This window comes from Nocardia aurantiaca, assembly GCF_009708175.1.
Lineage (GTDB): Bacteria > Actinomycetota > Actinomycetes > Mycobacteriales > Mycobacteriaceae > Nocardia > Nocardia aurantiaca.
On record NZ_WMBB01000001.1, the window covers coordinates 115,727 to 141,148 of the forward strand.

22 protein-coding genes and 1 pseudogene are annotated in these 25,422 nt (G+C 68.3%); 13 read left to right on the forward strand and 10 right to left on the reverse strand.

The genetic code is table 11. From position 1 onward, the window contains the following. The first annotated feature begins 54 nt into the window (after window positions 1-54). Complete coding sequence (gene purM / locus GLP40_RS00525; RefSeq protein WP_154785841.1) at window positions 55-1,134, forward strand: phosphoribosylformylglycinamidine cyclo-ligase; 1,080 nt, start codon at window positions 55-57, stop codon at window positions 1,132-1,134. Between the two features lie 318 nt (window positions 1,135-1,452). On the opposite strand, the gene GLP40_RS00530 is transcribed toward purM, so the two are convergent. The 4 genes from GLP40_RS00530 to ygfZ all read right to left on the reverse strand — a co-directional run bounded on the left by GLP40_RS00530 (window position 1,453) and on the right by ygfZ (window position 4,708). Beyond that, on the reverse strand, window positions 1,453-1,662 hold the full coding sequence (locus tag GLP40_RS00530) for a DUF3073 domain-containing protein (protein WP_154785842.1): 210 nt from the start codon (window positions 1,660-1,662) through the stop codon (window positions 1,453-1,455). 186 nt (window positions 1,663-1,848) lie between these two features. Further along, window positions 1,849-2,811: an asparaginase gene (locus tag GLP40_RS00535; RefSeq protein WP_154785843.1), complete on the reverse strand. Its 963-nt coding sequence runs from the start codon at window positions 2,809-2,811 to the stop codon at window positions 1,849-1,851. Next, entirely contained in the window at window positions 2,808-3,596 is a 789-nt protein-coding gene (locus tag GLP40_RS00540) for an MOSC domain-containing protein (RefSeq protein ID WP_407671512.1), read from the reverse strand. The genes GLP40_RS00535 and GLP40_RS00540 overlap by 4 nt, the downstream gene beginning before the upstream one ends. Then, window positions 3,593-4,708: a CAF17-like 4Fe-4S cluster assembly/insertion protein YgfZ gene (ygfZ, locus tag GLP40_RS00545; protein ID WP_328289517.1), complete on the reverse strand. Its 1,116-nt coding sequence runs from the start codon at window positions 4,706-4,708 to the stop codon at window positions 3,593-3,595. The genes GLP40_RS00540 and ygfZ overlap by 4 nt, the downstream gene beginning before the upstream one ends. Before the next feature lie 467 nt (window positions 4,709-5,175). On the opposite strand from ygfZ, the gene GLP40_RS00550 reads away from it, so the two are divergent. The 5 genes and pseudogenes from GLP40_RS00550 to GLP40_RS00570 all read left to right on the forward strand — a co-directional run bounded on the left by GLP40_RS00550 (window position 5,176) and on the right by GLP40_RS00570 (window position 12,706). Beyond that, window positions 5,176-6,102: an aminodeoxychorismate lyase gene (locus GLP40_RS00550; RefSeq protein WP_154785844.1), complete on the forward strand. Its 927-nt coding sequence runs from the start codon at window positions 5,176-5,178 to the stop codon at window positions 6,100-6,102. A gap of 200 nt (window positions 6,103-6,302) precedes the next feature. Continuing rightward, on the forward strand, window positions 6,303-7,778 hold the full coding sequence (locus tag GLP40_RS00555) for a cytochrome ubiquinol oxidase subunit I (protein WP_154785845.1): 1,476 nt from the start codon (window positions 6,303-6,305) through the stop codon (window positions 7,776-7,778). A 9-nt stretch (window positions 7,779-7,787) separates the two neighbouring features. Beyond that, window positions 7,788-8,837 carry a cytochrome d ubiquinol oxidase subunit II gene (gene cydB, locus GLP40_RS00560; RefSeq protein ID WP_154785846.1) on the forward strand — a complete coding sequence of 350 codons (1,050 nt, stop codon included), beginning with the start codon at window positions 7,788-7,790 and terminating at the stop codon, window positions 8,835-8,837. A gap of 63 nt (window positions 8,838-8,900) precedes the next feature. Further along, window positions 8,901-10,679 (forward strand): annotated as a pseudogene (locus tag GLP40_RS00565) (ABC transporter ATP-binding protein/permease); the annotation flags it as partial. 344 nt (window positions 10,680-11,023) lie between these two features. After that, window positions 11,024-12,706, forward strand: coding sequence for an ATP-binding cassette domain-containing protein (locus GLP40_RS00570; protein WP_154785848.1), 1,683 nt, complete (start codon window positions 11,024-11,026; stop codon window positions 12,704-12,706). A gap of 417 nt (window positions 12,707-13,123) precedes the next feature. Here GLP40_RS00570 and GLP40_RS00575 read toward each other — a convergent pair whose 3' ends face one another. From GLP40_RS00575 to GLP40_RS00600, 6 genes are all read right to left on the reverse strand, one after another. Beyond that, a complete protein-coding gene (locus GLP40_RS00575) occupies window positions 13,124-13,789 on the reverse strand; it encodes an FABP family protein (RefSeq protein ID WP_328289620.1) in 666 nt (221 codons plus the stop codon). A gap of 232 nt (window positions 13,790-14,021) precedes the next feature. Continuing rightward, window positions 14,022-14,327 (reverse strand): DUF1416 domain-containing protein, encoded by a 306-nt coding sequence (locus GLP40_RS00580; RefSeq protein WP_154785849.1) that lies wholly within the window; start codon window positions 14,325-14,327, stop codon window positions 14,022-14,024. 6 nt (window positions 14,328-14,333) lie between these two features. Next, window positions 14,334-15,167, reverse strand: coding sequence for a sulfurtransferase (locus GLP40_RS00585; RefSeq protein ID WP_154785850.1), 834 nt, complete (start codon window positions 15,165-15,167; stop codon window positions 14,334-14,336). A 70-nt stretch (window positions 15,168-15,237) separates the two neighbouring features. Continuing rightward, the gene (locus GLP40_RS00590) at window positions 15,238-15,747 is read right to left on the reverse strand and encodes a DUF4395 domain-containing protein (RefSeq protein ID WP_154785851.1); all 510 of its coding nucleotides are present in this window, start codon (window positions 15,745-15,747) and stop codon (window positions 15,238-15,240) included. A 256-nt stretch (window positions 15,748-16,003) separates the two neighbouring features. After that, window positions 16,004-16,462 carry a thioredoxin family protein gene (locus GLP40_RS00595; protein ID WP_328289518.1) on the reverse strand — a complete coding sequence of 153 codons (459 nt, stop codon included), beginning with the start codon at window positions 16,460-16,462 and terminating at the stop codon, window positions 16,004-16,006. Then, a complete protein-coding gene (locus tag GLP40_RS00600; protein WP_154785852.1) occupies window positions 16,459-17,334 on the reverse strand; it encodes an LmeA family phospholipid-binding protein in 876 nt (291 codons plus the stop codon). The genes GLP40_RS00595 and GLP40_RS00600 overlap by 4 nt, the downstream gene beginning before the upstream one ends. A 310-nt stretch (window positions 17,335-17,644) precedes the next feature. On the opposite strand from GLP40_RS00600, the gene GLP40_RS00605 reads away from it, so the two are divergent. The 7 genes from GLP40_RS00605 to GLP40_RS00635 all read left to right on the forward strand — a co-directional run bounded on the left by GLP40_RS00605 (window position 17,645) and on the right by GLP40_RS00635 (window position 25,363). Continuing rightward, entirely contained in the window at window positions 17,645-18,400 is a 756-nt protein-coding gene (locus tag GLP40_RS00605) for a winged helix-turn-helix transcriptional regulator (protein ID WP_154785853.1), read from the forward strand. Continuing rightward, a complete protein-coding gene (gene mshD / locus GLP40_RS00610) occupies window positions 18,400-19,299 on the forward strand; it encodes a mycothiol synthase (RefSeq protein WP_154785854.1) in 900 nt (299 codons plus the stop codon). The genes GLP40_RS00605 and mshD overlap by 1 nt, the downstream gene beginning before the upstream one ends. Window positions 19,300-19,530: 231 nt before the next feature. Further along, window positions 19,531-20,649 carry a phosphate ABC transporter substrate-binding protein PstS gene (gene pstS / locus GLP40_RS00615; RefSeq protein WP_328289519.1) on the forward strand — a complete coding sequence of 373 codons (1,119 nt, stop codon included), beginning with the start codon at window positions 19,531-19,533 and terminating at the stop codon, window positions 20,647-20,649. A gap of 115 nt (window positions 20,650-20,764) precedes the next feature. Then, a complete protein-coding gene (gene pstC, locus GLP40_RS00620) occupies window positions 20,765-21,736 on the forward strand; it encodes a phosphate ABC transporter permease subunit PstC (protein WP_154785855.1) in 972 nt (323 codons plus the stop codon). Then, on the forward strand, window positions 21,733-22,632 hold the full coding sequence (pstA, locus tag GLP40_RS00625) for a phosphate ABC transporter permease PstA (protein WP_154785856.1): 900 nt from the start codon (window positions 21,733-21,735) through the stop codon (window positions 22,630-22,632). Before pstC ends, pstA begins: the two co-directional genes overlap by 4 nt. Before the next feature lie 12 nt (window positions 22,633-22,644). Further along, the gene (gene pstB, locus GLP40_RS00630; RefSeq protein WP_154785857.1) at window positions 22,645-23,421 is read left to right on the forward strand and encodes a phosphate ABC transporter ATP-binding protein PstB; all 777 of its coding nucleotides are present in this window, start codon (window positions 22,645-22,647) and stop codon (window positions 23,419-23,421) included. A gap of 325 nt (window positions 23,422-23,746) precedes the next feature. Then, the gene (locus GLP40_RS00635; RefSeq protein ID WP_154785858.1) at window positions 23,747-25,363 is read left to right on the forward strand and encodes an MFS transporter; all 1,617 of its coding nucleotides are present in this window, start codon (window positions 23,747-23,749) and stop codon (window positions 25,361-25,363) included. Window positions 25,364-25,422 lie beyond the last annotated feature (59 nt).

Sequence of the window (25,422 nt, forward strand, 5' to 3'; positions counted from 1 at the left end):
GCTACCGTGAGCAGGCATCTATCCACCCGATTCGGCTTGGAGCTCTCCCCGACAATGACTGAACAGACCCCCAGTGGTGCCGGTGCCTCGTACGCGGCGGCCGGCGTCGACATCGAAGCCGGTGACCGCGCAGTCGAACTGTTCGCTCCCCTGGCCAAGAAGGCCAGCCGCCCCGAAGTGCAGGGCGGACTCGGCGGCTTCGCAGGACTGTTCGCACTGAAGGGCGGCTACAAGGAGCCCCTGCTCGCCGCCTCCACCGACGGCGTCGGCACCAAGATCGCGGTCGCCCAAGCCCTCGACAAGCACGACACCGTCGGCCTGGACCTGGTCGCCATGGTGGTGGACGACCTGGTGGTCTGCGGCGCCGAACCGCTGTTCCTGCAGGACTACATCGCCGTCGGCAAGGTGGTCCCGGAACGGGTCGCGCAGATCGTTTCCGGCATCGCCGAGGGCTGTGTCATCGCGGGCTGCGCCCTGCTGGGCGGCGAGACCGCCGAACACCCGGGCCTCATGGGCATCGACGACTACGACCTGTCCGCCACCGGCGTCGGCGTGGTGGAGGCGGACGCCGTGCTCGGCCCGGACCGCGTCCGCCCCGGCGACGTGGTGATCGGCATGGGAGCCTCGGGCCTGCACTCCAACGGCTACTCGCTGGCCCGCAAGGTGCTGCTCGACATCGACCGCATGTCCCTCACCGGGCACGTCGAGGAGTTCGGCCGCACCCTCGGCGAGGAACTGCTCGAGCCGACCAAGATCTACGCCAAGGACTGCCTGGCCCTGATCGCCGAGACCGACGTGCGCACCTTCTGCCACGTGACGGGTGGCGGGCTGGCCGCCAACCTGGCCCGCGTGCTTCCCGCCGGCCTGGTCGCCGAGCTGGATCGCGGCACCTGGAACCCGGCCCCGGTCTTCAAGATGATCGCCCAGCGCGGCCGCGTCGAGCGCGCCGAGATGGAGAAGACCTTCAACATGGGCGTCGGCATGGTCGCGGTCGTCGCCCCCGAGGACGCCGACCGCGCCCTCGCCGTCCTCACCGCCCGCCACATCGACTGCTGGACCCTCGGTACGGTAAAGAAGGCCAAGGACGCCGACGCCGCCCGCGCGGTGCTCATGGGAGACCACCCGCGCTTTTGAGCGCGTTCGAGCCACAATAGAAGGGCCCCGGCCGCTCTGATGAGCAGCCGGGGCCTTTCGTTTCGCCGGTCGAGCCGGGTGAGACTCTGTCGCCGCAGGGCAGGTGGAACTACCTGCTCCCAAAGTCGGATCGTCACCCAACCGCCGGCACGCATACGAAACCGGATACGGCTCCCAAGCTGTGCGCCAAAGACGCGGAGAGGCGGGGAGCCGCCGGTGTCATTCGGGCGAACCTTCAGCGGCAGACCTCGGCGCAAATCGACGTGCTAAGGGGGAGGCCAATGAAGGCCTCCCCCTTAGCACGTCGATAATCCGAGGTCAGCGACGCCAGTCGTCGTAGTCGTCTTCGTCCCAGCCCGATCGAGACTCGCTCGCGTCGTGCTCGTCCGAAAGCACACCACTCCGCTGCGTGTCGGAGGGACTCCCCGACAACTCACGCTGAAGGCTCGCGAAGTCGGTCGACGGCGAGCTGTACTTCAGCTCTCGTGCAACCTTGGTCTGCTTTGCCTTAGCCCGGCCACGGCCCATGGCTGACCCCCTCGCGTCACTGCGGGGCGGCCTGGGGTGGGTTTGGCGGCCCCGTTCGAATTAATACTCTTCCTGACGAACACTTTAGCGTGTGTCCGGCGGTCGCGCTTCCAGGAGTGGGGGATAAACGTCCCGGGGCGGGGCCCGGCGCTGACCGGGCCCTCGGGAAAGCACGCCGACCGGCGGCTACAGCACCCCGGGAATCGCTCGGATGATGCCCACCCGGGCTCCGCCTCCGAGCACCGCGGGGGCCGCCAGCTCGGCGTGCTCGTCGGTCCACTCCACGCCCATACGCTGGAGAATGGCCAGCGTCAGCGGAAGGCGTGCGCGATCGGCGCCGTCGTCGATCTTGTAGGCGAAGGCCGAACCGTCCGGCAGCGCACCGGCGTGCACCCCGTCGGCGCCGATCTTGCACACCAGGCCCGGTGTCGCGCTCATCACGCGGAAATCGGGACCGTCCGTGCCGGAAATCACTCGCGGATGCGCGCGGATCGCGTCCGCGACCCGACGTTCCGGAGTGCCCGGGGCCGCGGTGGCGAAGGCCGCGTAGGCGCGGGCCAGGTTCACCAGCGACACCGGCACGATGGGCAGCCCGCAGCCGTCGATGCCCAGATCGGTCTCCGGCTCACCGGTCACGTCGGCGATGGTCTCCAGCACGGCCTGCTGCAGCGGATGCCCGACCTCGAGGTAGCCGCGGGTCGGCCAATCGTTGATCTTGCAGGTGGCGAGCATGGCGGCATGCTTGCCGGAGCAGTTCATGTAGATGCGGCGGGCGGCCTGCGCGCGGTCGCTCCCGGCCAGCACCCGGGCCCGGGCCTGCTCCTCGAACGGCAGATCCGGCGGGCACTCGAGGTCGTCCTCGGTGCAGCCGAAGCGGTCCAGCAGCCGCTGCACCAGCCGCAGGTGATCCGCTTCGCCGAAGTGCGAGGCGGTGGCGATGGCCAGCTCGGCGTCATCGGCGGGCTCGAAACCGTTGCGCAGCAAGGTGAGCGCCTGCATCGGCTTATTGGTGGAGCGCGGGAAGATCGGGCCGTGCACCGCGCCCACCTCGACCAGCGGTTCGCCGTCCGGGCGTAGCGCCACCGCCGACCCACGGTGCACACACTCGCGGAAACCGGACCGCACCACTTCGACCAGATCCATGCTCAAGGCTGTGCCCCTTTCACGCGCGAGCGGAGCGCCGCGTGCTCACGCTCCGCGAGCGCTGTGTGGTGGAGCGGCTCCTCCGCGTTCGACCGCTCACGCGCGGAACTCCCTTCGAAAGTCATCGAGCGGGCCGCCGCGGCATGGCGGCGGCGGTGGCGGTCGATCTGCATGCGGACGTCGTCGGAGATGGTGGGCTCGGCCGTGGCCAGCACATCCAGGCGCTGCGGGTCCGCGCCGGTGAACAGGTCGCGAACGGTGACGCCGTGCCCGGGCACGTGCACCACCCGCGCCTCGTCGCCCGCGCCGATCGTGCCCTCGGTGAGCACACGCAGGTAGGCCCCCGTATTCGCCTGTGCGGTGAAGCGTTTCACCCACTGCGACTCACCGGCGTGCCACTGGAAGGTGGCGCACGGGACACGCGGGGCGGTCACCTCCAGGAGGGTATCGCCGACGATCCAGCGCTCGCCGATGACCGCGTCACTGACGGAAAGCCCTTCCAGGCGCAGGTTCTCCCCGAACCAGCCCGCGCGGAGCTCGCGGCCCAGCTCGGTGGCCCAGCGCCGGGCGTCCTCCTCGGCGTAGGCGTAGACCGCCTGATGCACGCCGCCGTGATGCTTGGTATCGCACACGTGATCGCCCTCCAGGCCCACTGCCCGGACCGGAACCCGGTGCGGCACCGGACGTTTGTCGATGGAGGTGCGGCCCACCTTGGACGATTTGGCGGGCACCTCCAGTTCGGCGTAGACCACGCAGACGGCCAGCACCCGGCCGACAGGGGCGGCGTTCACCGGCCGCGCAGCTTCTCGACGGCGAGCCGGCCGGCCTGCGGCTCGTCGTGCGCGGGCACCGAATCCGGGTCGATGGCCGCCGCGCACGGGCCCGCGACCAACGCGGTGTCGACGGGGATGGTGCGTTTGATCAGAGCCAGTGCGATCGGGCCGAGCTCGTAGTGGTCGATCACCGTGCCCAGCACGCCGACGGCGCGACCGCCCGCTGTCACCGGATCACCGGTCTCCGGGCGGGAATCCGCGGAACCGTCCAGGTGCAGCAGCACCAGGTGCCGGGGAGGCTTGCCGAGATTGTGCACGCGCGCCACGGTCTCCTGACCGCGGTAGCAGCCCTTGTTCAGGTGCACGGCGCCGTGTTCGCCGGGTCCGCCGATCCAGTTCACCTCATGCGGGATGGTGCGGTCGTCGGTGTCGATGCCGAGGCGCGGGCGCAGCGCGACCACCCGCAGCGCCTCGAACGCCCACAGGCCCGCGGCCGCCGCGCCCGCGTCACGCAGCCTCGTCCACCAAGTGGCGAGTTGGTCGCGGGGCACGAGGAGGTCGAAGGAGTCGGCGGTGGGCCAGGGCATGCGGCGCAGGAAGCCGCCGCCGGGCAGGGGCACCGCACGATAGGTCTCGGGAAGGGCTGCGACGCCGAGGTTTTCGGTGAGCTCGGCCACATCGGGGCCCAGCAGGCTCAGCACCGCATGGTCATTCGCGTCGACGGGCTCGGCGTCGGCCCAGAACACCATCTTCTGCAGGAAGCTCAGCAGCTCGGGTCCGCGCGGGCCCTCGGTGTCGATCCACACCGTGCCGTCCAGGTCGGTGAGCACGAAGTGGTTCAGCACCCGGCCGTTCAGATCCAGGTCGAGACTCTCCGCGGACTCCCCGTCGCCGAGGTCGGCGACCGCCTGGCTGGAGATGGTGTGCAGCCAGCTCAGCCGCTCCTTGCCGGTGATCGAGATGACGAACCGGTGGGACCGATCCACCACCGCGACCCGCTCGACCGCCGCGCGTTGCTCGCCGAAGGGATCGCCGTAATGCCACGCCACCGCGGCATCCGGTGACTCCGGCGGCCCCGCGACAGCCCCTGGAACCTGCAAGATCGGACTGGGCGCAACCGAGGAGGACACGAGTCAACATTAACCCGCCACCCGGGACCGATCAGCCTCCCCGGGACTTCAGCGCACGGTTGGGAGCCGTTGCGGCTCTTGCACGTGTGCCGGCGCTGGGGTCCGAATCGATTTCGGGCGTGGCCGGTGGGTTACCCGGACTGATCCGCTTCCTCGGGACTTCGGCGTGCGGCTGGGAGCCGTCGCGGCCTTCGCATGCGTGCCGGCGGTTGAGCGCCGAATCGATGTCGGGTCTACCCGGTGAGTTACCCGGATCGTTGCGAGATCGGTCCGTCGCGTTGGGAGACGAAGTCCCGGGGCGGAACGAGCGATGGTGTCGTGATCGGGTCATGGGGCGGGGTGTGGTGGTGAGGCGGTTGTCGCGTTTGGGCCGGGGTAGGGGGCCATCGGGTGGTGGCGGGCGGGTTGACGGGTCGGGTGGCGCGGTATGGCCGCCGGGTCGGGCCATCTGTCATAGGGTCGAGGCCATGGTGGAACGGGTTTTGGTGACACTCGACGGCGTGATCCGGGATCCGGACGCGCCGTTGTTGTATGCGGACGATATCGGCGTACTGCGTGGCGACGGCATCTTCGAGACGGTGCTGGTGCGCGGCGGCGTGCCCTGTGCGCTGGAGTTGCATCTGGCGCGGCTGCGGCGGTCGGCGGAGGCCCTCGAATTGCCCGCGCCGGATCTGGACGCGTGGCGGTTCGCGGTGGAGTCGGCCGCCGAGCAGTGGGGTAGCGAGCGCGAGGGCACGCTGCGCATGGTGCTCACCCGGGGGCGTGACGGCGATCATGGAAGGGGTGGTGAACGAACGGCTGTCAAGGGCGGGGATCTGGCCGGGGCCGAACCGGTGACGACCGGTTTCGTTTACGTGGTTCCGGTGCCCGAGCGCGTGAAAAAAGCTCGCACCGAGGGTGTTTCGGTGATCACGCTCTCACGCGGCATCTCCATCGATCTGGCGCAGAACGCGCCATGGCTGCTGCTGGGCGCGAAAACCCTGTCCTACGCGACGAATATGTCCGCGCTGCGGTTCGCCCAGCGCATGGGCGCCGACGATGTCATCTTCACCAGCACCGAGCATCGCGTGCTGGAGGGCCCGCGCTCGACAGTCGTTGTGCAGCGCGGGAATCAGCTCATCACCCCGCCCGCGCGCAATGGCGTGCTGCCCGGCACCACACAGCGGGCGCTGTTCGCGCAGGCGGAGAAGGCGGGCTGGGAGTGCCGGTACGAGCAGCTGTTCACCGCGGATCTGATCACCGCCGACGCGGTCTGGATGCTGTCCTCGATCACGCTGGCCGCGCGGGTCAATTCCCTGGACGGACTGCGCATGTCGGCGCCCGACAACGCCGAGGAGATCGTGGACATGGTGAATCGCGGGATCACCCTGCCGGGGAGTCTCGCGGACTGGTGACCCGGCTCGAAGAGCTGTCGCTCGAGGGTCTTTCGCCCTGGCCGGTCCCCATTCCGCCCGAGCGCCGTAGGGACCTTGGTGATCGATCTGTCACATTGTGGCAAATAATCCGCACACTGTGGTGCGGCGCATGTTGATCTGAAGACCAGTCGGCGTAGTGTCTGTTACTACGTCATGTCGTAGATCGGCAGGGAGGTCGGATGAGCGTCGTAGACCTGGCGCGTTGGCAGTTCGGAATAACGACCGTCTATCACTTCATCCTGGTGCCACTCACCATCGGCCTCGCTCCGCTCGTCGCGGGCATGCAGACCGCCTGGGTGATCACCGGCAAGGAGCATTGGCTCAGGCTCACAAAATTCTTCGGCAAGCTGTTCCTGATCAACTTCGCCCTCGGCGTCGCCACCGGCATCGTGCAGGAATTCCAGTTCGGCATGGGCTGGAGCGAATACTCCCGCTTCGTCGGCGACGTGTTCGGCGCACCGCTGGCCATGGAGGCGCTGGTCGCCTTCTTCATGGAATCGACCTTCCTGGGCCTGTGGATCTTCGGCTGGACCCGCCTGCCGCAGAAGGTGCACCTGGCCTGCATCTGGCTGGTCGCCATCGGTACCAACGCCTCCGCGTACTTCATCATCGCCGCCAACTCGTTCATGCAGCACCCGGTCGGCGCGAAGTTCAACCCCGACACCGGCCGCGCCGAGCTGCAGAGCATTTGGTCGGTACTCACCAACAACACCACACTCGCCGCCTTCCCACACGTGCTGGCCGGATCCTTCCTCACCGCAGGCACTTTCGTCGCCGGCATCGCCGGCTGGTGGATGGTGCGAAATGCCCGCAAGGCCAAGACCGACGGCACCGACGCGCCGCTCGAGGACGCCCGCACCATGTGGCGGCCGAGCGCGCGGTTGGGCCTGTACGTGATCCTGATCGCCTCGGTCGCGCTCGTCTTCACCGGTGACATCCAGGGCAAGCTGATGTTCAAGCAGCAGCCCATGAAGATGGCCTCGGCGGAATCGCTGTGCCACACCGCGACCGATCCGGACTTCTCCGTGCTGACCGTCGGCACCCACAACAACTGCGACAGCGTCGACCACCTCATCGAGGTGCCCTACGTGCTGCCGTGGCTGGCCACCGGCGACTTCACCGGCGTCACGCTGAAGGGCGTCAAGGACCTGCAGGTCGAGTACAACCAGAAGTACGGCATCGGCGACTACCGGCCCAACCTGTTCGTGACCTACTGGTCCTTCCGCGCCATGATCGGCTTCATGGTGGGCCCGATCCTCTTGGCGCTGGCCGGATTCTGGGTCACCCGCCGCGGCCGCGTGCCCGATCAGGCCTGGTTCAAGTGGCTGTCGCTGCTCGCCATCGCAACGCCGTACCTGGGCAACATCTCCGGCTGGGTCTTCACCGAGATGGGCCGCCAGCCCTGGGTGGTCGCGCCCAACCCGACCGGCGACCAGCAGATTCGAATAACGGTGCAGCAGGGCGTCTCCGGGATCTCGGCCGGCACGGTGCTCACCTCGCTGATCATCTTCACGGCGCTCTACGGGTTGCTGGCCATCGCGTGGTTCTACCTGATGCGCCGCTACGTCGTCGCCGGACCCGACAAGGCGTCCACCGATTCGGGCGCCCCGAAGATGACCGGGGAGCCCGTCGAAAAGCTCTCCTTCGCCTACTAGGAGCCGAGAATGAGTCTCCCTGAATTCTGGTTTCTACTGATCGCGGTCCTGTTCACCGGCTATTTCGTGCTGGAGGGCTTCGACTTCGGCGTCGGCATGCTGATGCCCGTCATCGGTCGCGGCGACGAGCAGAAGAGGCGGACCGTGCTCAACACCATCGGCCCGGTGTGGGACGGCAACGAGGTGTGGCTGCTCACCGGCGGCGGCGCCATGTTCGCCGCCTTCCCGGAGTGGTACGCCAGCTTGTTCTCCGGCTTCTATCTGGCGCTGCTGCTCATCCTGGTCGGACTGATCACGCGGGCGTGCGCCATCGAATGGCGCGGCAAGATCAACAATCCGCGCTGGCGCACCTGGTGCGACGTCGGCATCGCGCTCGGATCCTGGATTCCGGCGCTGGCCTGGGGCCTGGCCTTCGCGAACATCGTGCACGGCGTGAAGCTCAACGGGCACCGGCACATCGAGGGCACGGTGCTCGATCTGCTGAACCCGTACGGCATCCTCGGCGGACTGGCCACGCTGCTGCTGTTCCTGCTGCACGGCGCGGTGTTCATCGCCCTGAAGACCGGCAACGAGGTGCGCGACGACGCCCAGCGCATCATCCGGCTGCTCTTCGCGCCCACCGCCGTGGTGGTGGTGGCCTTCGGCCTGTGGACGCAGCTCGCCCACGGCAATGGCTGGACCTGGATTCCGCTGGTGCTGGCCGTGGTCGGCCTGGTGGTGGCGGGCCTCGCCGCCACGCAGGGCCGCGACGGCTGGGCGTTCACCGGCACCGCGGTCACCATCGCGTCGGCCACGGTGCTGCTGTTCGGGTCGCTGTTCCCGCATGTGCTGCCGTCCACCATCAATGACGCGTTCAGCCTCACCGTCGACGGCCGCAACGGCACCGTGGCGGCGTCCTCGACCCACTACACGCTGGTGGTGATGAGCTGGGTGGCGGTGGCACTGGTCCCGGTGGTGCTGATCTACCAGGCGTGGACGTACTGGGTATTCAGCAAGCGGCTCACCGTGGAGCAGATCCCGGCCCCGATCGGGCTCCCCATGGAATCCGCGCGGAGCTGAACGGAGCGGGCGCGCCGAGATGTCCACGGGCCCGGCGTGCCCGTCTCACAGAGGAGATCGACCATGGCACGACCGGTGGACCCGCGACTGTGGCGGCACGCCCGCTCCGCCCGCAGCTATCTCGGGCTGAGTGTGGGGCTGTCGCTGGTCACCACCGGCTGCATCGTGATCGCGGCGTTGGCGCTGGCCAGGGTGCTCGCGGGCGTCATCACCGCACCGGAGCACCGCCGAATCGGCTCCTGGACAGTGGAATTGGTGATCTTCGCGCTCGCGGTGCTGTGCCGGGTGGCCGCCACCTGGTGGCAGTCGCGGCTCGCGCATCGGGCAGGCGCGCAGGTCGTCGCCGAACTCGAGACCGCCGCGCTGAACGCCGGAGCCCAGCTGCCGCCGCGTGCGTTGGAGAGCCGCCGAACCGAACTCGCGGTCGTGGTCGGCTCGGGGCTGAGCGGACTGCGCGCCTATCTCGCGGGCTATCTCCCCGCCCTGCTGCTGGCCGCGCTCGTCCCGCCCGTGGTCTTGGCCATGATCGCCGCCCACGACTGGGTTTCCGGCCTGATCATCCTCGTCACCCTGCCGCTGATCCCGATCTTCATGATCCTCATCGGCCTGCTCACCCAGGGCAAATCCGCCGACACCCTGGCCGCCACCACGCGCCTGTCCGATCAGCTCCTCGACCTGTTCGCGGGCATGCCGACCCTGCGCGCCCTGGGCCGCGAGACGGGCCGCCCGGCCTCGGGCGCCGCCGGAGCGTGGGCCGTGAGCACGAACACGGCCGATGCCGAGGGCGACCATGGTGCGAGGCAGGACGACTCACCGCGCAGCATGGCCGGCCGAGTCCGTGAGCTCGGCGATGTGCTGCACCGCCGGACGATGTCGGCGCTGCGCCTGGCGTTCCTGTCCTCCATGGTCCTGGAGATGCTGGCCACCCTCTGCGTGGCCTTGGTCGCGGTCTCCATCGGCATGCGCCTGGTCTTCGGGCACATGGGGCTGTACGCGGGCCTGCTCGCCCTCATCCTCGCCCCCGAGGTCTACCTCCCGCTGCGCGCGGTCGGCGAACGGTTCCACGCCGCGCAGGACGGAATGGCCGCCGCCGACAAGGCCTTCGCGATCCTCGAGCCCGGGGCGGAGCAGGCCCCGATCACCGAAGCCGGGTCGCCCGCGCCGCAGCGGACTCCCGCGACGCACCGAAACCTGCACGGCCACATCGACATCCGCGACCTCGCGGTGCGCTCTCGCGACGGGAGCGCACCCGCAGGGCTGTCCGCCACCCTCCGTCCCAGCACGGTCACCGCCCTGACCGGTCCGAACGGCTGCGGCAAATCGACCGCGCTGCAGGCCATCCTGGGACTGCTCACCCCGGACGCCGGAAACGTGCTCGTCGACGGCGTCCCCGTCGCCGCGCTGGACCTCGACGACTGGTGGTCCCGCATCGCCTGGCTGCCCCAGCGCCCGGTTCTGATCCCCGGCACGCTCCGCGCCAATCTCGAACTCCTGGGCCCGCCGTCGGGTCCCGACCAGGTGGACGCCGCCTGCGTCGCAACCGGTTTCGACGCGGTCCTCGACACCCTCCCGGCCCGCTGGGACACCGTGGTCGGGACCGGCGGCCTCGGCCTGTCCCTGGGCCAGCGTCAGCGTCTGGCCCTCACCCGCACGCTGGCGGCCCCCCGCGACATCCTGCTCTTGGACGAGCCCACCGCCCACCTCGACGACACGTCCGAGGCGAAGGTTCTCGCGGCCCTGGCCGCCCGCGCCCACGCCGGAGCCACCGTCGTCGTGGTGGCCCACCGTCCGTCCGTCCTGGCCGTCGCCGACCATATCGTGGAGGTCCGGGCCACCACGTCGGCGCGACCGTCGCACGCCCGGTTGGAAACCGGCCTCCGACCAGCCGGTTCGGCGGCCGGCGCCGGGCCCGGACGGCGGACCACCGGGAGCTCGGCTGCCGGGCACGGCGATAGGCCCGCACCCGGTACCGCCGACGTCTCCGCGGATATCGCTGCCGTCGCCCCGGATACGGGCGCATCGCCGTCCTCGCCGAAATCCGCGACGGCCGAGCCGGTGCCCAACTCCGGTGCGAATCCGGTGGCCCGGCAGCCCCGCGGCAATGACACCGGCCCGGTCGGCAGCGGCGAGGCCGACGCCCCGGATACGGGGACCGGAGCCGTGGGCCCGAGGGAGGTATCAGCGCGATGAAGGCGGTAGTGGCCGATTTTCGGCGGATTCGGGAACTGCTCGAACTGTCGCGGGCGCGGATGGCCCTCTCGGTGGGGTGGGGAGTGCTGGCGCTCGGAAGCGGGCTCGGACTCGCCGCACTGGCGGCGTGGCTGATCGCCCGAGCGTGGCAGATGCCGCCGGTGCTGGATTTGAGCATCGCGGTGGTCACTGTTCGCGCGCTGGGTATTTCGCGCGGGCTGTGCCGGTATCTGGAACGGCTGGCCACGCACGATGTGGCGCTGCGGGCCATGAGCACGGCGCGGACCACGACGTATCGGACATTGGCCGGTGCGAATATCTGGCGGCCGCGCCGGACCGGGGCGGCGAACGGCGACGGCGCCGCTGCCGGATTGCCGAGCGCGGAAGCCGAAGGCCGGCAGGGAGATCCGACGCAACTGCGGCGCGGCGAACTGCTCGGGCGGGTCATGAGCGATATCGACGATCTCGGGGCCGTGGTGGTGCGCGCCTTCGTGCCGATCGCGGTCGCGCTGATCCTGTCGCTGCTCGCGGTGGGGCTACTGGCGAGCATCTCGATGCCCGCGGCGGTCATCCTCGCGGTGGCGCTGGCGGTTTCGGGGATTCTCGCGCCGTGGTTGTCGGCGCGGGCGGCCCGGGAGGCGGAACTGGCGGTGCGGGCGGACCGCACCGAGTTCACCGCCGAGGCACTCACGGTGCTGGATCATGCGCCCGAATTGCGGGTCGCGGGAAGGCTTTCCGAGGCGGTCGGCGCGGCCGCCGCGGCGGGGCAGCGTGCGGTGGCGGCCGAGGATCGGGCGGCCGCGCGCGGCGCGTGGGCGGCGGCGGTGCTGCCGCTGTCCATCGGGGCCAGCGTGCTGGGGGCGCTTCTGATCGGGATCGTGCTGTACGGCAGCGGTTCTCCGGTTCCAACCGCGGGCTTCCAGACCGTCGCGCCGGGCGGCATCACGCCGATGGCGTTCACCGTGCTGGTGCTGGTGCCGCTGTCGGCCTTCGAAGCCGTCGCCGTGCTCCCGGCGGCCGCGCAGGCGCTCACCACCGGTCGCGCGGCGTTGCACCGCCTGGATCGGCTCGAGCACGACGAATCCGCGACTCCCGCATCGGAATTTCCCGAGCTGCCGCCGGGCCGCCGCATCGCCGTGGTCGGACCCAGCGGCGCGGGGAAGACCACGTTGCTGATGGCTTGGGCGGGTTTGTTCGACGCGCCTCGCCCGGGCGTCACCTTCTTCGCCGAGGACGCGCACCTGTTCGGCACCAGCGTCCTGGAGAACCTCCGCGTGGCTCGCGGCGACATCACCGCGGGCGAGGCCGAATCCGCCCTGCGCGCAGTCGGAGCCGGCGACTGGCTGGACTCCCTGCCCGACGGCGTCGACACGGATCTGGTGGGTGGCGCGGCCGCGGTCTCGGGCGGTCAGCGCCGCCGCATCCTGCTGGCCCGCGCCCTGCTCGCGCCGGCCCGGGTCCTACTGCTCGACGAGCCCACCGAGCACCTCGAGGCCGCGGCCGGAGCCGAGCTGCTGCACCGCCTGCTGGACGAATCCAGCGGCTTGGTCGAGCGCGATCGCACCGTGGTGGTCGTCACACATCAGCTGCCGCCGGACACCAAGGCGGACACCATCGTTCGCGTCGAGCCGGGCGGGACCGTCTCGATCGAGCGGTCTATTCCCACGGTGACCACCTGACCTGCGATTTCGCGATCCGAGAAAATGCATTGCCGCCTTTGCCTGATACGACTACTTTCGTCGGTACACAGGAAGGAGGTGGTTCGAGAATGATTTCAAGGACACGTGAGGTGGCTGCCAGCTAGGCGCTACCGCTGCAATCGGATTCCCGATCGCGCGAGCCCTCGCGAATCCAAGGCAGTCACCCGGCCCCCGAGTCACGGTCTTGTCCGACCGGACCTGCGTGAGAGTTGCATCTCCGCGGGTACGACTCGGGGGCCGTACCCTTCTGCTCCGCCTCTCCGCGACTTCAGCGGGCAGCTGTGAGCCGTCCACGTTGGCATTACGTGCCTGCGACGGATGCCCGAACAGTTGTGGGGTACCCCTGGAGGTACCCCCATCGCTACGAAATCAGTTGTCGCGTTTCGGACCGACCAGTTACCCGATGTAGCGCTGCAGGCGGGCCGAGAGGCGCGGTTCGAGTGCGCCGTCGGCGGCGATGCGCTCCTCGACGTAGCCCAGATCGCCGCCCTCGACAATGCCGTAGAGCCGCTTGGCGCCGCCCACGACGATGCCGGACTGGCTGCGGATCACCACGTCGGTGGCCAGCTCCCAGGAGGACTGGGTGAGCGCCTGGCCGTAGAACAGCTCGACAATGCCGGTCGAGTGGGTGAGCAGCAACTCCAGCACCTCGTCGTCACCGTCGATGCCGACCCGCCAGAAACCGCTCTCGCGCAGATCCGGGCACGCGTACTCGCCCCGGGCGTCCAGCTTCCAGGAGCGCGACTCCCAGGTCAGGTAGTCGCCGCCATCGTGGGAGACGACGATCTGCTGACCGAAGCGGTAGTCACCGGTGTCGGGATCGTTGCCCTCGCCCTCACCGCGCCACACGCCGACCAGCGGCAGCAGCGCGAGCATGGAGGGACTCAGGTCCGGGCCCAGCCGCAGGTTGGCGGTATCGACGGGCAACGGCAGACCCGGCAGGGTCGGAACGTTCAGCGCCCCGGTCGACTTGGCGCGCTCGGCCGCCTCCGCGACCGCCTGATCGCCACTGCGTCGCGGGGCGGCGGTTTCGGAGGAGCCGTTGGCCAGGCCGTTTTCGATGTTCTCGTGGGCCGGATCTGTCACGACTCGGTGAACAGCCGGTAGAGGACGTACAGACCGAACCACGCGATCAGCACGGAGACGAGAACCAGCAGAATCTCGAAGGTAAGCACCACGCCTGGGAGTCTAATCGCACCGGCGGGAGCACGTGAAAACGGCCCCGGGAAAATCTCCGGCAGCTACGAGAACGGCCCCGGGATCACGAATCCCGGGGCCGTTCTTGGCATTTCGCTTACTTGGCGACGGTGACGTCCACGTTGTGGATGCCGTTGCCCTCCGGCGACACCGCGGCGGCGCCGTTGCCGGACGCCGACAGCGCGCGGATGGTCCACGAGCCCGGCGCCGCGAAGAAGCGGAAGTCACCGGTGCCCGAGGCCACGACCTCGGCGGTGAAGTCGCCGTTGCCGTCCAGCAGGCGGACGAACGCGCCACCGACGGTCTGGCCGTCAGCGGTCAGGACACGGCCGGTGATGACCGTCTCCTTCTCGACATCGACATTGGCGGGCAGGGCCTGGCCCTGGGTAGGTGCTGCACACATAGGTAATTACGCTCCCAACTCGATCGGTGCACCGACGAGGGAGCCGTATTCGGTCCAGCTCCCGTCGTAGTTCTTGACGTTCTGGTGGCCCAGCAGCTCCTGCAGCACGAACCAGGTGTGCGAGGAACGCTCACCGATGCGGCAGTAGGCGATGGTCTGCTTCTCACCGTCGAGACCGGCCTGCGTGTAGATCTCCGCCAGCTCGGCGTCGCTCTTGAAGGTGCCGTCCTCGTTCGCGGCCTTCGACCACGGAACGTTGATCGCTCCGGGGATGTGGCCCGGACGCTGCGACTGCTCCTGCGGCAGGTGCGCCGGAGCCAGGATCTTGCCGGAGAACTCGTCGGGGGAGCGCACGTCGACCAGGTTCTTGGTGCCGATGGCATCGATGACCTCGTCGCGGAAGGCGCGGATGGACAGGTCCTGCGCGGAGGCCTTGTACTCGGTGGCCGCGCGGTCCTTGACCTCCTTGGTCAGCTCACGGCCGTCCAGCTCCCACTTCTTGCGGCCACCGTCGAGCAGCTTGACGTCCTGGTGGCCGTACAGCTTGAAGTACCAGTAGGCGTAGGCCGCGAACCAGTTGTTGTTGCCGCCGTACAGCACCACGGTGTCATCGTTGGAGATGCCGCGCTCGGACAGGAGAGCCGAGAACTGCTCCTGGTTGACGAAGTCGCGACGGACCTGGTCCTGCAGGTCCTTCTTCCAGTCGAGACGCACGGCGCCCTCGATGTGTCCCAGGTCGTAGGCCGAGGTGTCCTCGTCGACCTCGACGAGGACGACGCCCGGGGTGTTCAGGTTCTCTTCGACCCAGTCTGCGGAGACCAGGACATCGGAGCGGGCCATGTTGTTCCTTTCGATGCGGCGCCGGTTAGGCGTTGCGTTCGTGCGGTTGAGGGATGGGTGATGGTCAGGGTTATGCGGAGGTCTTCACCGAGTCGGCAGAGGACGGCGCGGCGCTGCCCGACGGCGTGCGGAACCGCGCGACCAGCGGATAGATCTTGCAGCCCAGGCAGATTCCGAAGGCCGCGTTGAGGAAGGCCGCGAACAACGCGAAGCCGGTGAAGACCGCGCCCAGCACGGTGCTGCCGGCTACGAAGCCCAGCACGCCCAGCACGGCGAAGGCCAGGCCCACCAGCTGCGCGAACCGCAGCGGCGCAACGGGTTCCAGCTCGGTCGGCGCGCCGACACGCGGCGCGACCGCCACCGCGTAGAGGCGACCGTAGGGGCTGCGGCGCGGACCGAGGGTCGCGCCCAGGCCGAACACGACGGCCTGCAACGCCAACAGCACGGTGGCGACGGGAACGGAGACGGCGGCGAGGATGAGGACCAGGACGAGCACCGCGGTGGTGATCCAGGCGGCGAAGCGAGGGCCGCGAACATCGACCTGCCCGGCGGGCGGTGTGCTCGGATGAGAGTTCGACATGGGAGTACTCCTGCGCTGAAGGTGTATTGGCCAGATCGCTGGAGGATCGACATGATCTCTCGACAGCGGGGACACATCCGGTCGGCGACAGGGGAATACGAAAGGCCGACCGGCTAACGGCACAGGCAGCAACAACCACCGAGCCGGCACAGGTCTACCGTGCGGCGTCGGGTGAGCATCAGCTCGCGGTTGGATTGCACGAGGGGGAGTTTACCCAATTTTCGGGGGAAATTGGACCCGGGGTCCGTAATGCTGATCACTCAGCGGTGCCGGAGACCGTCAAAGGCCGCAATGACGTGCGCAGATCCGCCGTCTTCGGAACTCCGGAGATGCGGAAGCGTTCCAATCCTCGAGAATCCAATCCGAAAGTGGTGGGCAGCGAGAGCACGTTCAGCTCGCGCGCCAGCTCCGGATACGCGTCGATGTCGACCTCGAGATCCAGCGGCGCCAGCTCGGCGTCGGCCAGTTCGGTCACCACGCCCGACACCACCCGCCGTACCGCCGCGCACGGGCCGCACCAGTCTGCCGAGAAGTGCAGCACCGTCGGTCGTCCCGGGAGCACCCCGGCCGCGGCCAGCAGCGCGGCCCGATTCGATTCGGGCTCCGGCGGATTCGCCGCGGCACTGGCGCGCACGCGACCCTCGTTGCGGCGCACCAGGATTCCGACCGCGATCGCCGCGGTCAGCATGACCACCAGGATGACGACCGTGATCACGACTTCTGCAGCCGATCCAGATCGACGGTCACATTGCGGCCGACGCCCTCCACCACGATCTGCCCGCCACTGGCCTCCACCTTGCCGGGGGTGAGGCCGAACGGCATGTTCTTGGTGTCGATGGTGTGGGTGAAGCGGGCCAGCACCGCGGGCCGGTCCTGTTCGGCGATGACGGTCCGGTCCTGGTCGGGGAGCACGGAATCGGTGTCGGCCTGCAGATCGCGGCCGGAGATGGCGGTGGCGGTGATGCGGACCTCATCGCCCTCCAATCGCAGATCCGCCAGCACGTGCACCTTCTTCTTCGTGATCTTCACACCGCCGTCGCCGCGCGGATCTGTGACCGCCGCGGTTTCGGCATCCGGGCCGATCGGCACCGTGCCCTCCAGGATGATAGCGCCGGCCGTGGTCATGCCGGTGCCGCCGGAACCGCCGGAGCCGTCGGACTTGTCGGTGGGCGGGCCGAACACCTGCAGGTCCGGGATCTTGAACAGGCGGCCGAGCTCGGTCGGCTCGATGCGCATGCGCGCCTGTACCTCGTCCACCGGGACCTGGCCCACCTCGCCGTCGATGAGATTGCGCATCGACAGGTGCACCCCCTTCAGATTGGCCTCGACCGTGATCTGGCCGGGAATGTCCGGGCGCATGGCGCGGGCACGCATGTCGATATTGCCGTACTCGCCGTCCAGCGCCTGTGCCACGAACGGACGCCGCAGCGACTCGTGAATGGTGATCTCCGGATCGGCGCTCAGGTCCGAGCCGGTCCGCAGGAGCCGCGAGACCCGGTACTCGGTGTACGCCGCTACTCCGAAATCCAGTAGGACGGTCAGCCCTGCCAGGCAGAGCAGTCCGATGAGCAGCCTCCGGAAACGCATAGCTGCACCCTAGTAGGGCTGCGGCGGCAACCTGCTGTGCAGCACGCTGTGGAGTGGTCCTGCCGGAACAGGACGCTGATGGTTCGCGGCGCGCCTCGTTCTGGACCGCGCTCCGCCTCCCCGCGCTCGGCGCGAAGCGGAGGAGGGAAGGACGAGACTTTCAGCGCCGTGAACCCGCCCGGAGCGAAGCGGAGGGCGAATAGGACACACGACACGCTAATGTAGGCAGCGATTACCTGTGATGACCTGCATGAGGTAGTGGCGGACAGTGCGGTAGCCACACACATGCCAGATGGGATGGAGGGCCCTCATGGAGCTGCTCCTGCTGACCTCCGACCCCAACCCCGAGGCGGTGTTGCCGTCGCTGGCGTTATTGCCGCACCACGTGCGACCCGCGCCGACCGAGGTGGCCTCCCTGCTCGAGGCGGGTTCCGCCGATGTGGCACTGGTGGATGCCCGCACCGATCTGGCCGCCGCGCGCGGACTGTGCCGTTTGCTGGGCAGCACCGGATCCTCGGTGCCGGTGGTGGCCGTACTGACCGAGGGCGGCTTGGTCGCGGTGAACGCGGACTGGGGACTGGACGACATCCTGCTGCCCGGCACCGGGCCCGCCGAGCTCGATGCCCGGCTACGGCTGCTGGTGGCCCGCAACGGCGGCGTCGCCAGCCCCGAGAACACCGGAAAGATCACTCTCGGCGAGCTGGTGATCGACGAGGGCACCTACACCGCGCGCCTGCGCGGCCGCCCGCTCGACCTCACCTACAAGGAGTTCGAGCTCCTCAAGTACCTGGCGCAGCACGCAGGCCGGGTGTTCACCCGCGCCCAGCTGCTCCAGGAGGTCTGGGGCTACGACTTCTTCGGCGGCACCCGCACCGTGGACGTGCACGTGCGACGCCTGCGCGCCAAGCTGGGCAGTGAATACGAGTCGCTCATCGGCACGGTCCGCAATGTCGGCTACAAGGCGGTGCGCCCCGCGCGCGCGGCCGGCAAGGGCGACGCGGTCACCTTCCCCGACTCCGACGGCACCGACGACACCGAATTGACCACGGCGAACGGCGCGCTCTGATGATCTCCTGGACCGACCGGCTGTCCCCCGAGGCCGCCGCGGAGGTGAAGGGGGTGCTGGAGCGGGCCGCGGCCGCCGACGGCGTGGCGCCGATATCGGAGCAGGCGGTGCTGTCGCTGGCCGGAAACGATTCGCCCGCAAGACATCTCGTGGACATCCGCGACGGCGCGGTCGCCGGCTACGCGAATCTCGTTCCGGCGCATGGTGAGCACCCGGCCATGGCGGAGATCGCCGTCGATCCGGCCGCCCGCGGACAGGGTGTCGGCGCAGGTCTGGTGGCCGCCGCACTGGCGGAGGGCGGCCCGGGCGCACGGGTCTGGGCACACGGTGATCTGGCCCCGGCGCGAGCGGTCGCGGCTCGTTTAGGTCTGTCCGTTTCGCGTGAATTGTGGCAGATGAGGCGCGAGATAGCTAATTCAGAGCTACCACGCTTGATCGTGCCGGACGGTCTCGAATTGCGCACCTACTCGGGCCCTTCCGATGACGCCGAACTGCTCCGCGTGAACAACGCGGCCTTCGCCTGGCATCCGGAACAGGGCGGCTGGAGTGAACGCGAGATCGAAGCCCGCCGCGCCGAACCCTGGTTCGATCCCAAGGGCCTGTTCATCGCCGTGGATCCGGCCCGCCCGGCCCGCATCCTCGGATTCCACTGGACCAAGGTGCATTCCGACGAGACTCCGGCGATCGGCGAGGTTTACGTGGTCGGCATCGACCCCGAAGCTCAGGGCCGCGGCCTGGGCCGACTGCTCACCCTGGCGGGACTGCACTATCTGAAGGACCGCGGCCTCGGCGCCGTGCTCCTCTACACCGAGGGTGACAACACCGCCGCCGTGCACACTTACACCCGGCTCGGTTTCACCCGATTTCACGTCGACGTGGCCTACTCCAGCGCCTCCTGAAACCGGTCTGGCAACGGTGCGGCTAATGTCACGCGAAGTGCATCGCAATCGGGGCGGGTTGTTCATCTCTCGTTCACCTGTGCTGGTCCAACTGTCAACCAGGTGCCCTTACGTTGCAAGTGGGCCGCAGACCGCTGCCCGGTGCGCTAGTTCGCAGCGAACAGCCGCCAGATCGCGCCCGTCCGACCGTTGAGGGGTTGGACGTGCAATCGTGATTCCCGGAGGATATAGGTGAATCTCAAGCGCAGCAGCGCCCTGCTCGGTGTGTTGGCCGCGGCCGGTGCCCTGACTCTGTCCGCGTGTGGCAGTGACAACAACAACACCGGCAACGGCGCCGCCAAGATCGACGTCGCCTGTGGTGGCAAGTCGTCGCTGAAGGCCAGTGGCTCCACCGCCCAGAAGAACGCGATGGACCGCTTCGTCGCCGCTTACCAGGCCAACTGCTCGGGCGCCAAGCTCGACTACACCGGCTCCGGCTCGGGTGCCGGCGTGAACGAGTTCATCGGTAACCAGACCGATTTCGCCGGTTCCGACTCGCCGCTGAACGCCGAGAAGGGTGAGACCGACAAGGCCGCCGCCCGCTGCGCCAGCCCGGCCTGGAACCTGCCGGCCGTCTTCGGCCCGATCGCCGTCGCCTACAACATCCCGGGCATGGACGACCTGGTCCTGGACCCGCCCACCATGGCCAAGATCTTCTCCGGTGACATCACCACCTGGAACGACCCGCAGATCAAGGCCCTGAACACCAACAAGGCCGACAAGCTGCCGTCGGACAAGATCGGCGTGATCTTCCGCTCCGACGAGTCGGGCACCACCGACAACTTCCAGAAGTACCTGACCGCCGCCGGTGGCTACACCAAGGGCGCGGGCAAGTCCTTCAACGGTGGCACCGGTGAGGGCGCGAAGGGTTCGGACGGCACCTCGGCCGCGGTCGCGAACACCAAGTTCACCATCACCTACACAGAGTGGTCCTTCGCCAAGGCGCAGAAGCTGTCCACCGTGCGCGTGCTGACCACCGCCACCTCCAATGACCCGAAGCCGGTCGAGCTGACCGCCGAGTCCGCGGGCAAGGCCGTCGACGCCGCGAAGGTCGCCGGCCAGGGCAACGACCTGGTGCTCGACAACAGCTCGATCTACAAGCCCACCGCCGCGGGCGCGTACCCGATCATGCTGGCCACCTACGAGATCGTCTGCTCGAAGTACAGCGACGCCGACACCGCCAAGGCTGTCAAGGCGTTCCTGACCTCGGCGGTCGGCAACGGTCAGACCGGTCTCGCCGACGCCGGCTACGTGCCGCTGCCGGACGCGTTCAAGACCAAGCTGACGACCGCGATCAACGCCATTCAGTGATCGCCTGATCGAAAAAACCACGATGACCGTGCACGACGAAACTGCCTCCTCGGGTCTGTCCGTTTCGACCGACCCGAGGGAAGACCGTGCCCAACTGCCGGGGGATACTGCGCCGATGCCGACCGAACCCAGCATCAAACCGGCCGCGGGGCGCGGCGCACCCACGAAGTTCGGCGCGGAGTTCGCCTTCCGCTCGGCGGCCACGGCAGCCGGTGGAATCATCGTCGCCGCCATCGCCCTGATCGCGCTGTTCCTGCTGATCCGGGCGTGGCCTTCGATCGCGGCGAACAAGTCGAACTTCTTCACCACCACGGAGTTCAACGTCAAGGACGAGAACAACCTGCACTTCGGCATCAAGGACCTGTTCATGGTCACGGTGCTGAGTTCGGTGTTCGCGCTGGCGATAGCGGTGCCGATCGGTGTGGGTATCGCGCTGTTCCTGACGCAGTATGCGCCGAAGGCGCTGGCGCGGCCGTTCTCGATCATCGTGGATCTGCTGGCGGCCGTGCCGTCGATCGTGTTCGGTCTCTGGGGTCTCCTGGTCGTGGCCCCCAAGCTGGGGCCCTTCCAGGGCTTCCTGAACAAGCACCTGAGCTGGTTGTTCCTGTTCGCCGACGGCAATGTCAGCATTGCCGGCGGCGGCACCATCTTCACCGCCGGCGTGGTCTTGGCGGTGATGATCCTGCCGATCATCACCTCGGTCAGCCGTGAGGTCTTCGGCCTCACCCCGCGCTCGCAGATCGAGGCGGCGCAGGCGCTGGGCGCCACCAAATGGGAGGTGGTGCGCCTGACCGTGCTGCCCTTCGGCCGCTCGGGCGTGATCGCCGGTTCCATGCTGGGCCTGGGTCGTGCGCTCGGTGAGACCATCGCGGTCCTGATCGTGCTGCGCACCTCGACCAAGGCCGGACACTGGTCGCTGTTCGACGGCGGCTACACCTTCGCCTCCAAGATCGCCTCGGCCGCTTCGGAATTCAGTTCGAAGCTGCCGACCGGCGCCTACATCGCCGCCGGTTTCGTGTTGTTCGCTCTCACGTTCGTCGTCAACGCACTGGCTCGGCTGGCGGCCGGCGGGAAGGTCAACGGATGACCACCACACTCGACAAGCCGATCAAGGCGCCGACCTTCCGGCACGTCAGCGTCGCCCGTCGGCTCAAGAACAACATTGCCACCGGCCTGGTGTGGCTGTGCTTCGGCCTGGCGCTGGTGCCGCTGCTGTGGGTGCTCTACGTGGTGCTCCAGAAGGGCGCGAAGGCCGTCGCCAATATCGATTGGTGGACCAAGTCGCAGAACGGCGTGCTGCCGGATCAGCACGCGGGCGGTGTCTACCACGCCATCTACGGCACCATCGTGCAGTCGGGAATCGCCGCGATCATCGCGGTGCCGCTCGGCATCATGGCCGCCGTCTACCTGGTCGAGTACGGGCGCGGCTGGCTGGCCAAGACCACCACCTTCATGGTCGACATCCTGGCCGGCGTGCCCTCGATCGTGGCCGCGCTGTTCATCTTCGCGCTGTGGATCGCCACCTTCGGAAACCCGCAGAGCGCCTTCGCGGTATCGCTGGCCCTGGTGCTGCTCATGCTGCCGGTGGTGGTGCGCAGCACCGAGGAGATGCTCAAGCTGGTTCCGGACGAATTGCGGGAAGCCTCCTACGCACTCGGTATCCCGAAGTGGAAAACCATTGTGCGGATCGTGATTCCGACGGCCGCGCCGGGCATGATCTCCGGCATGCTGCTGGCCGTCGCCCGCGTCATGGGTGAGACCGCGCCGGTGCTGGTGCTGGTGGGTTACTCGAAGGCCATCAACTTCGATGTGTTCAACGGCAATATGGCCTCGCTTCCGCTGCTGATGTACCAGGAGCTGTCGAACCCGGAGCCGGCCGGCCGCGAACGCATCTGGGGTGCGGCGCTGACTCTGATCCTGATCATCGCGCTGCTGTACCTCGCCGCCGCGGCGGTCAACAAGCTGCTGACGCGGAACCGATAGAAGGAAAGACTGATGGCCAAGCGAATTGACGTCAAAGACCTCAATATCTACTACGGCAAGTTCCATGCGGTCGCCAATGTCGGGCTGACGGTGCTGCCGCGCAGCGTGACCGCGTTCATCGGTCCGTCCGGCTGTGGCAAGTCCACCGTGCTGCGCGCGCTCAACCGCATGCACGAGGTGACCCCGGAGGCCCGCGTCGAGGGCGCGGTGCTGCTCGACGGCGAGGATATCTACGGCGCCCAGGTCGACCCGGTCGGCGTGCGCCGCACCATCGGCATGGTGTTCCAGCGGCCGAACCCGTTCCCCACCATGTCGATTCGCGACAACGTGGTGGCGGGCCTGAAGCTGCAGGGCGTGCGCAACAAGTCCCAGCTGGACGAGGTGGCCGAGCAGTCGCTGCGCGGCGCCAACCTCTGGAACGAGGTCAAGGACCGGCTGGACAAGCCGGGCGGTGGCCTCTCCGGCGGTCAGCAGCAGCGTCTGTGCATCGCCCGCGCCATCGCGGTATCGCCGGACGTGCTGCTCATGGACGAGCCGTGTTCGGCCCTGGACCCCATCTCCACGCTCGCGATCGAGGATCTGATCACGGAGCTGAAGAAGGAGTTCACCATCGTCATCGTCACCCACAACATGCAGCAGGCCGCGCGTGTGAGTGACCAGACCGCGTTCTTCAACCTCGAGGCGCAGGGCAAGCCGGGCAAGCTCATCGAGATCGATGAGACGGAGAAGATCTTCTCCAACCCGTCGCAGAAGCAGACCGAGGATTACATCTCGGGTCGCTTCGGATAGACCGCAGACTCCCCGCCTCCCCGAACCCACGGCCGCCCACGGCTCGTGCCGTGGGCGGCCGTGCGCGCGCGTCGGCGGTTGGATGCCGAACCGACCTAGGAGGTGCTTGGGGAATCACCGTCGGTCGGCACAAAATCAGTTGTCACGAACAATTCGGCCTCAGGAAGCGGTCCGGCCCCTTGTGGGGGCTGGGCCGCTTCTTCTTTGGTGGACATCGGGGAATCGTGGCGTGGGTCATATCTGCGAGCCGCCGTTGTGTGCAACTGTTCGTAACAGTTAGTCTGACCTCATTGGTAAACCGATCGGTTTAGTAAGGAGGTGTCGGATGACCGTCTCAACGGCGAGCCTGGATTCCGGACAGGGCGCGGCGGGATTGTCACAGCGCGCGAAGGTGGCGGCCCTGATCGCCATCTGTCTCGCGGAACTGCTCGTGGTCCTGGACAACACGCTGGTCAATGTGGCCCTGCCCGCAATGGCCGTGCAGCTGCAGGCCTATATGAGCGGCCTGCAGTGGATCGTGGACGCGTTCACCCTGGCCTTCTCCGGCCTGCTGCTCGCCATGGGACACCTCGGCGACCGATACGGACGACGGCTGTTCATGATCATCGGCCTGAGCGGCGTCGCGGTCATGTCCGCGGCCGGAGCGCTCTCCTCCGGCCTCGGACAGGTCATCGCGGCCCGCGCGGGCATGGGCGTGTTCGCGGCCGTGGTCTTCCCGGCCACACTGGCGCTCATCACCAATATCTTCACCGTGGCCCGCGAGCGCGCCGCCGCCATCGCGATGTGGACTGCCATGGCCGGCATCGCGGTCGCCCTCGGGCCGACCGTGGGCGGCTGGCTGCTCGAGTACTTCTCCTGGCACTCGGTGTTCTGGATCAATGTTCCGGTGGCGCTGGCGGGCATCGCGGCCGCGCTGGCGACCGTGCCGGAATCGCGTGCCGACCATGTGGATCGGCTCGACCGGCTCGGCATCCTGCTGTCGCTGGCGGGGGTGACCGCGCTGGTGTGGTCCATCATCGAGGCCCCCAAGCAGGGCTGGTTCGCCACCGAAAGCCTTGCGGGGTATCTCCTTTCGGTCGCGCTGCTGGCCGCGTTCGTGGGCTGGGAGCTGCGGGCGCCGGCGCCGGTGCTGAACATGCGGCTGTTCCGCAATCGCCGCTTCGCGCTGCCGTCGCTGGCGATCACGGTGTCCTACTTCTCGGCGTTCGGATTCCTGTTCCTGATCACCCAGTACTTCCAAGGCGTGAAGGAGCTGAGCCCGCTCGAATTCGGCGTCCACTCACTGCCTTTCGCGGTGGCGGTGGGCTTCGGCGCGCCGATCGCGACCATGCTGGCGCAGCGGCTGGGCACCACGGCCATGGTGGTGTCGGGCCTGCTGATCCTGGCGGTGGCCATGTACATCGCGGGCCGGACCACCGTCGAAACCCCTTATCTGGGGCCGGTCGTGGTGTCCATGATCCTGATGGGCCTGGGCTTCGCGGTGGTGCAGGGCCCGGCCACCGAATCCATCATGGGCGCGGTGCCGGCGGAGGAGGCGGGCGCCGGCTCGGCGGTCAACGACACCACGCGTGAGGTGGGCGGAGCCCTCGGGGTGGCGCTGCTGGGCTCGGTGATGACGTCGGTCTACTCCGGCCACATCGCCGACCGGATCGGCGCGATTCCCGGCCAGATCATGAACCCGCAACAGAAGGAGTTGGCGAGCGATACGCCCATCAGCATCATCGGGATCGTCAAGGCGCCGGTGAATCCGCTGCTCGCGCCGGCGAAAGCGGACCTGATCCACGCCATGAAGGTCGCGGCCATGCAGGGCGCCGAGGCCGCGTCCTATATCGCGGTCGGCACCCTGGTTGTCTGCGCGGTCATCGTGGCCGCGACGCTCCCATGGCGCCCCGAACGGGGCCGATCGATTCTGATGGGTTGGCGCGAGTCCGACGAGGACTGACGCCACCACGGCCCCGGGCTCTGCCCGGGGCCCTCACGGTTTCGCCGGGGTGACTCTCA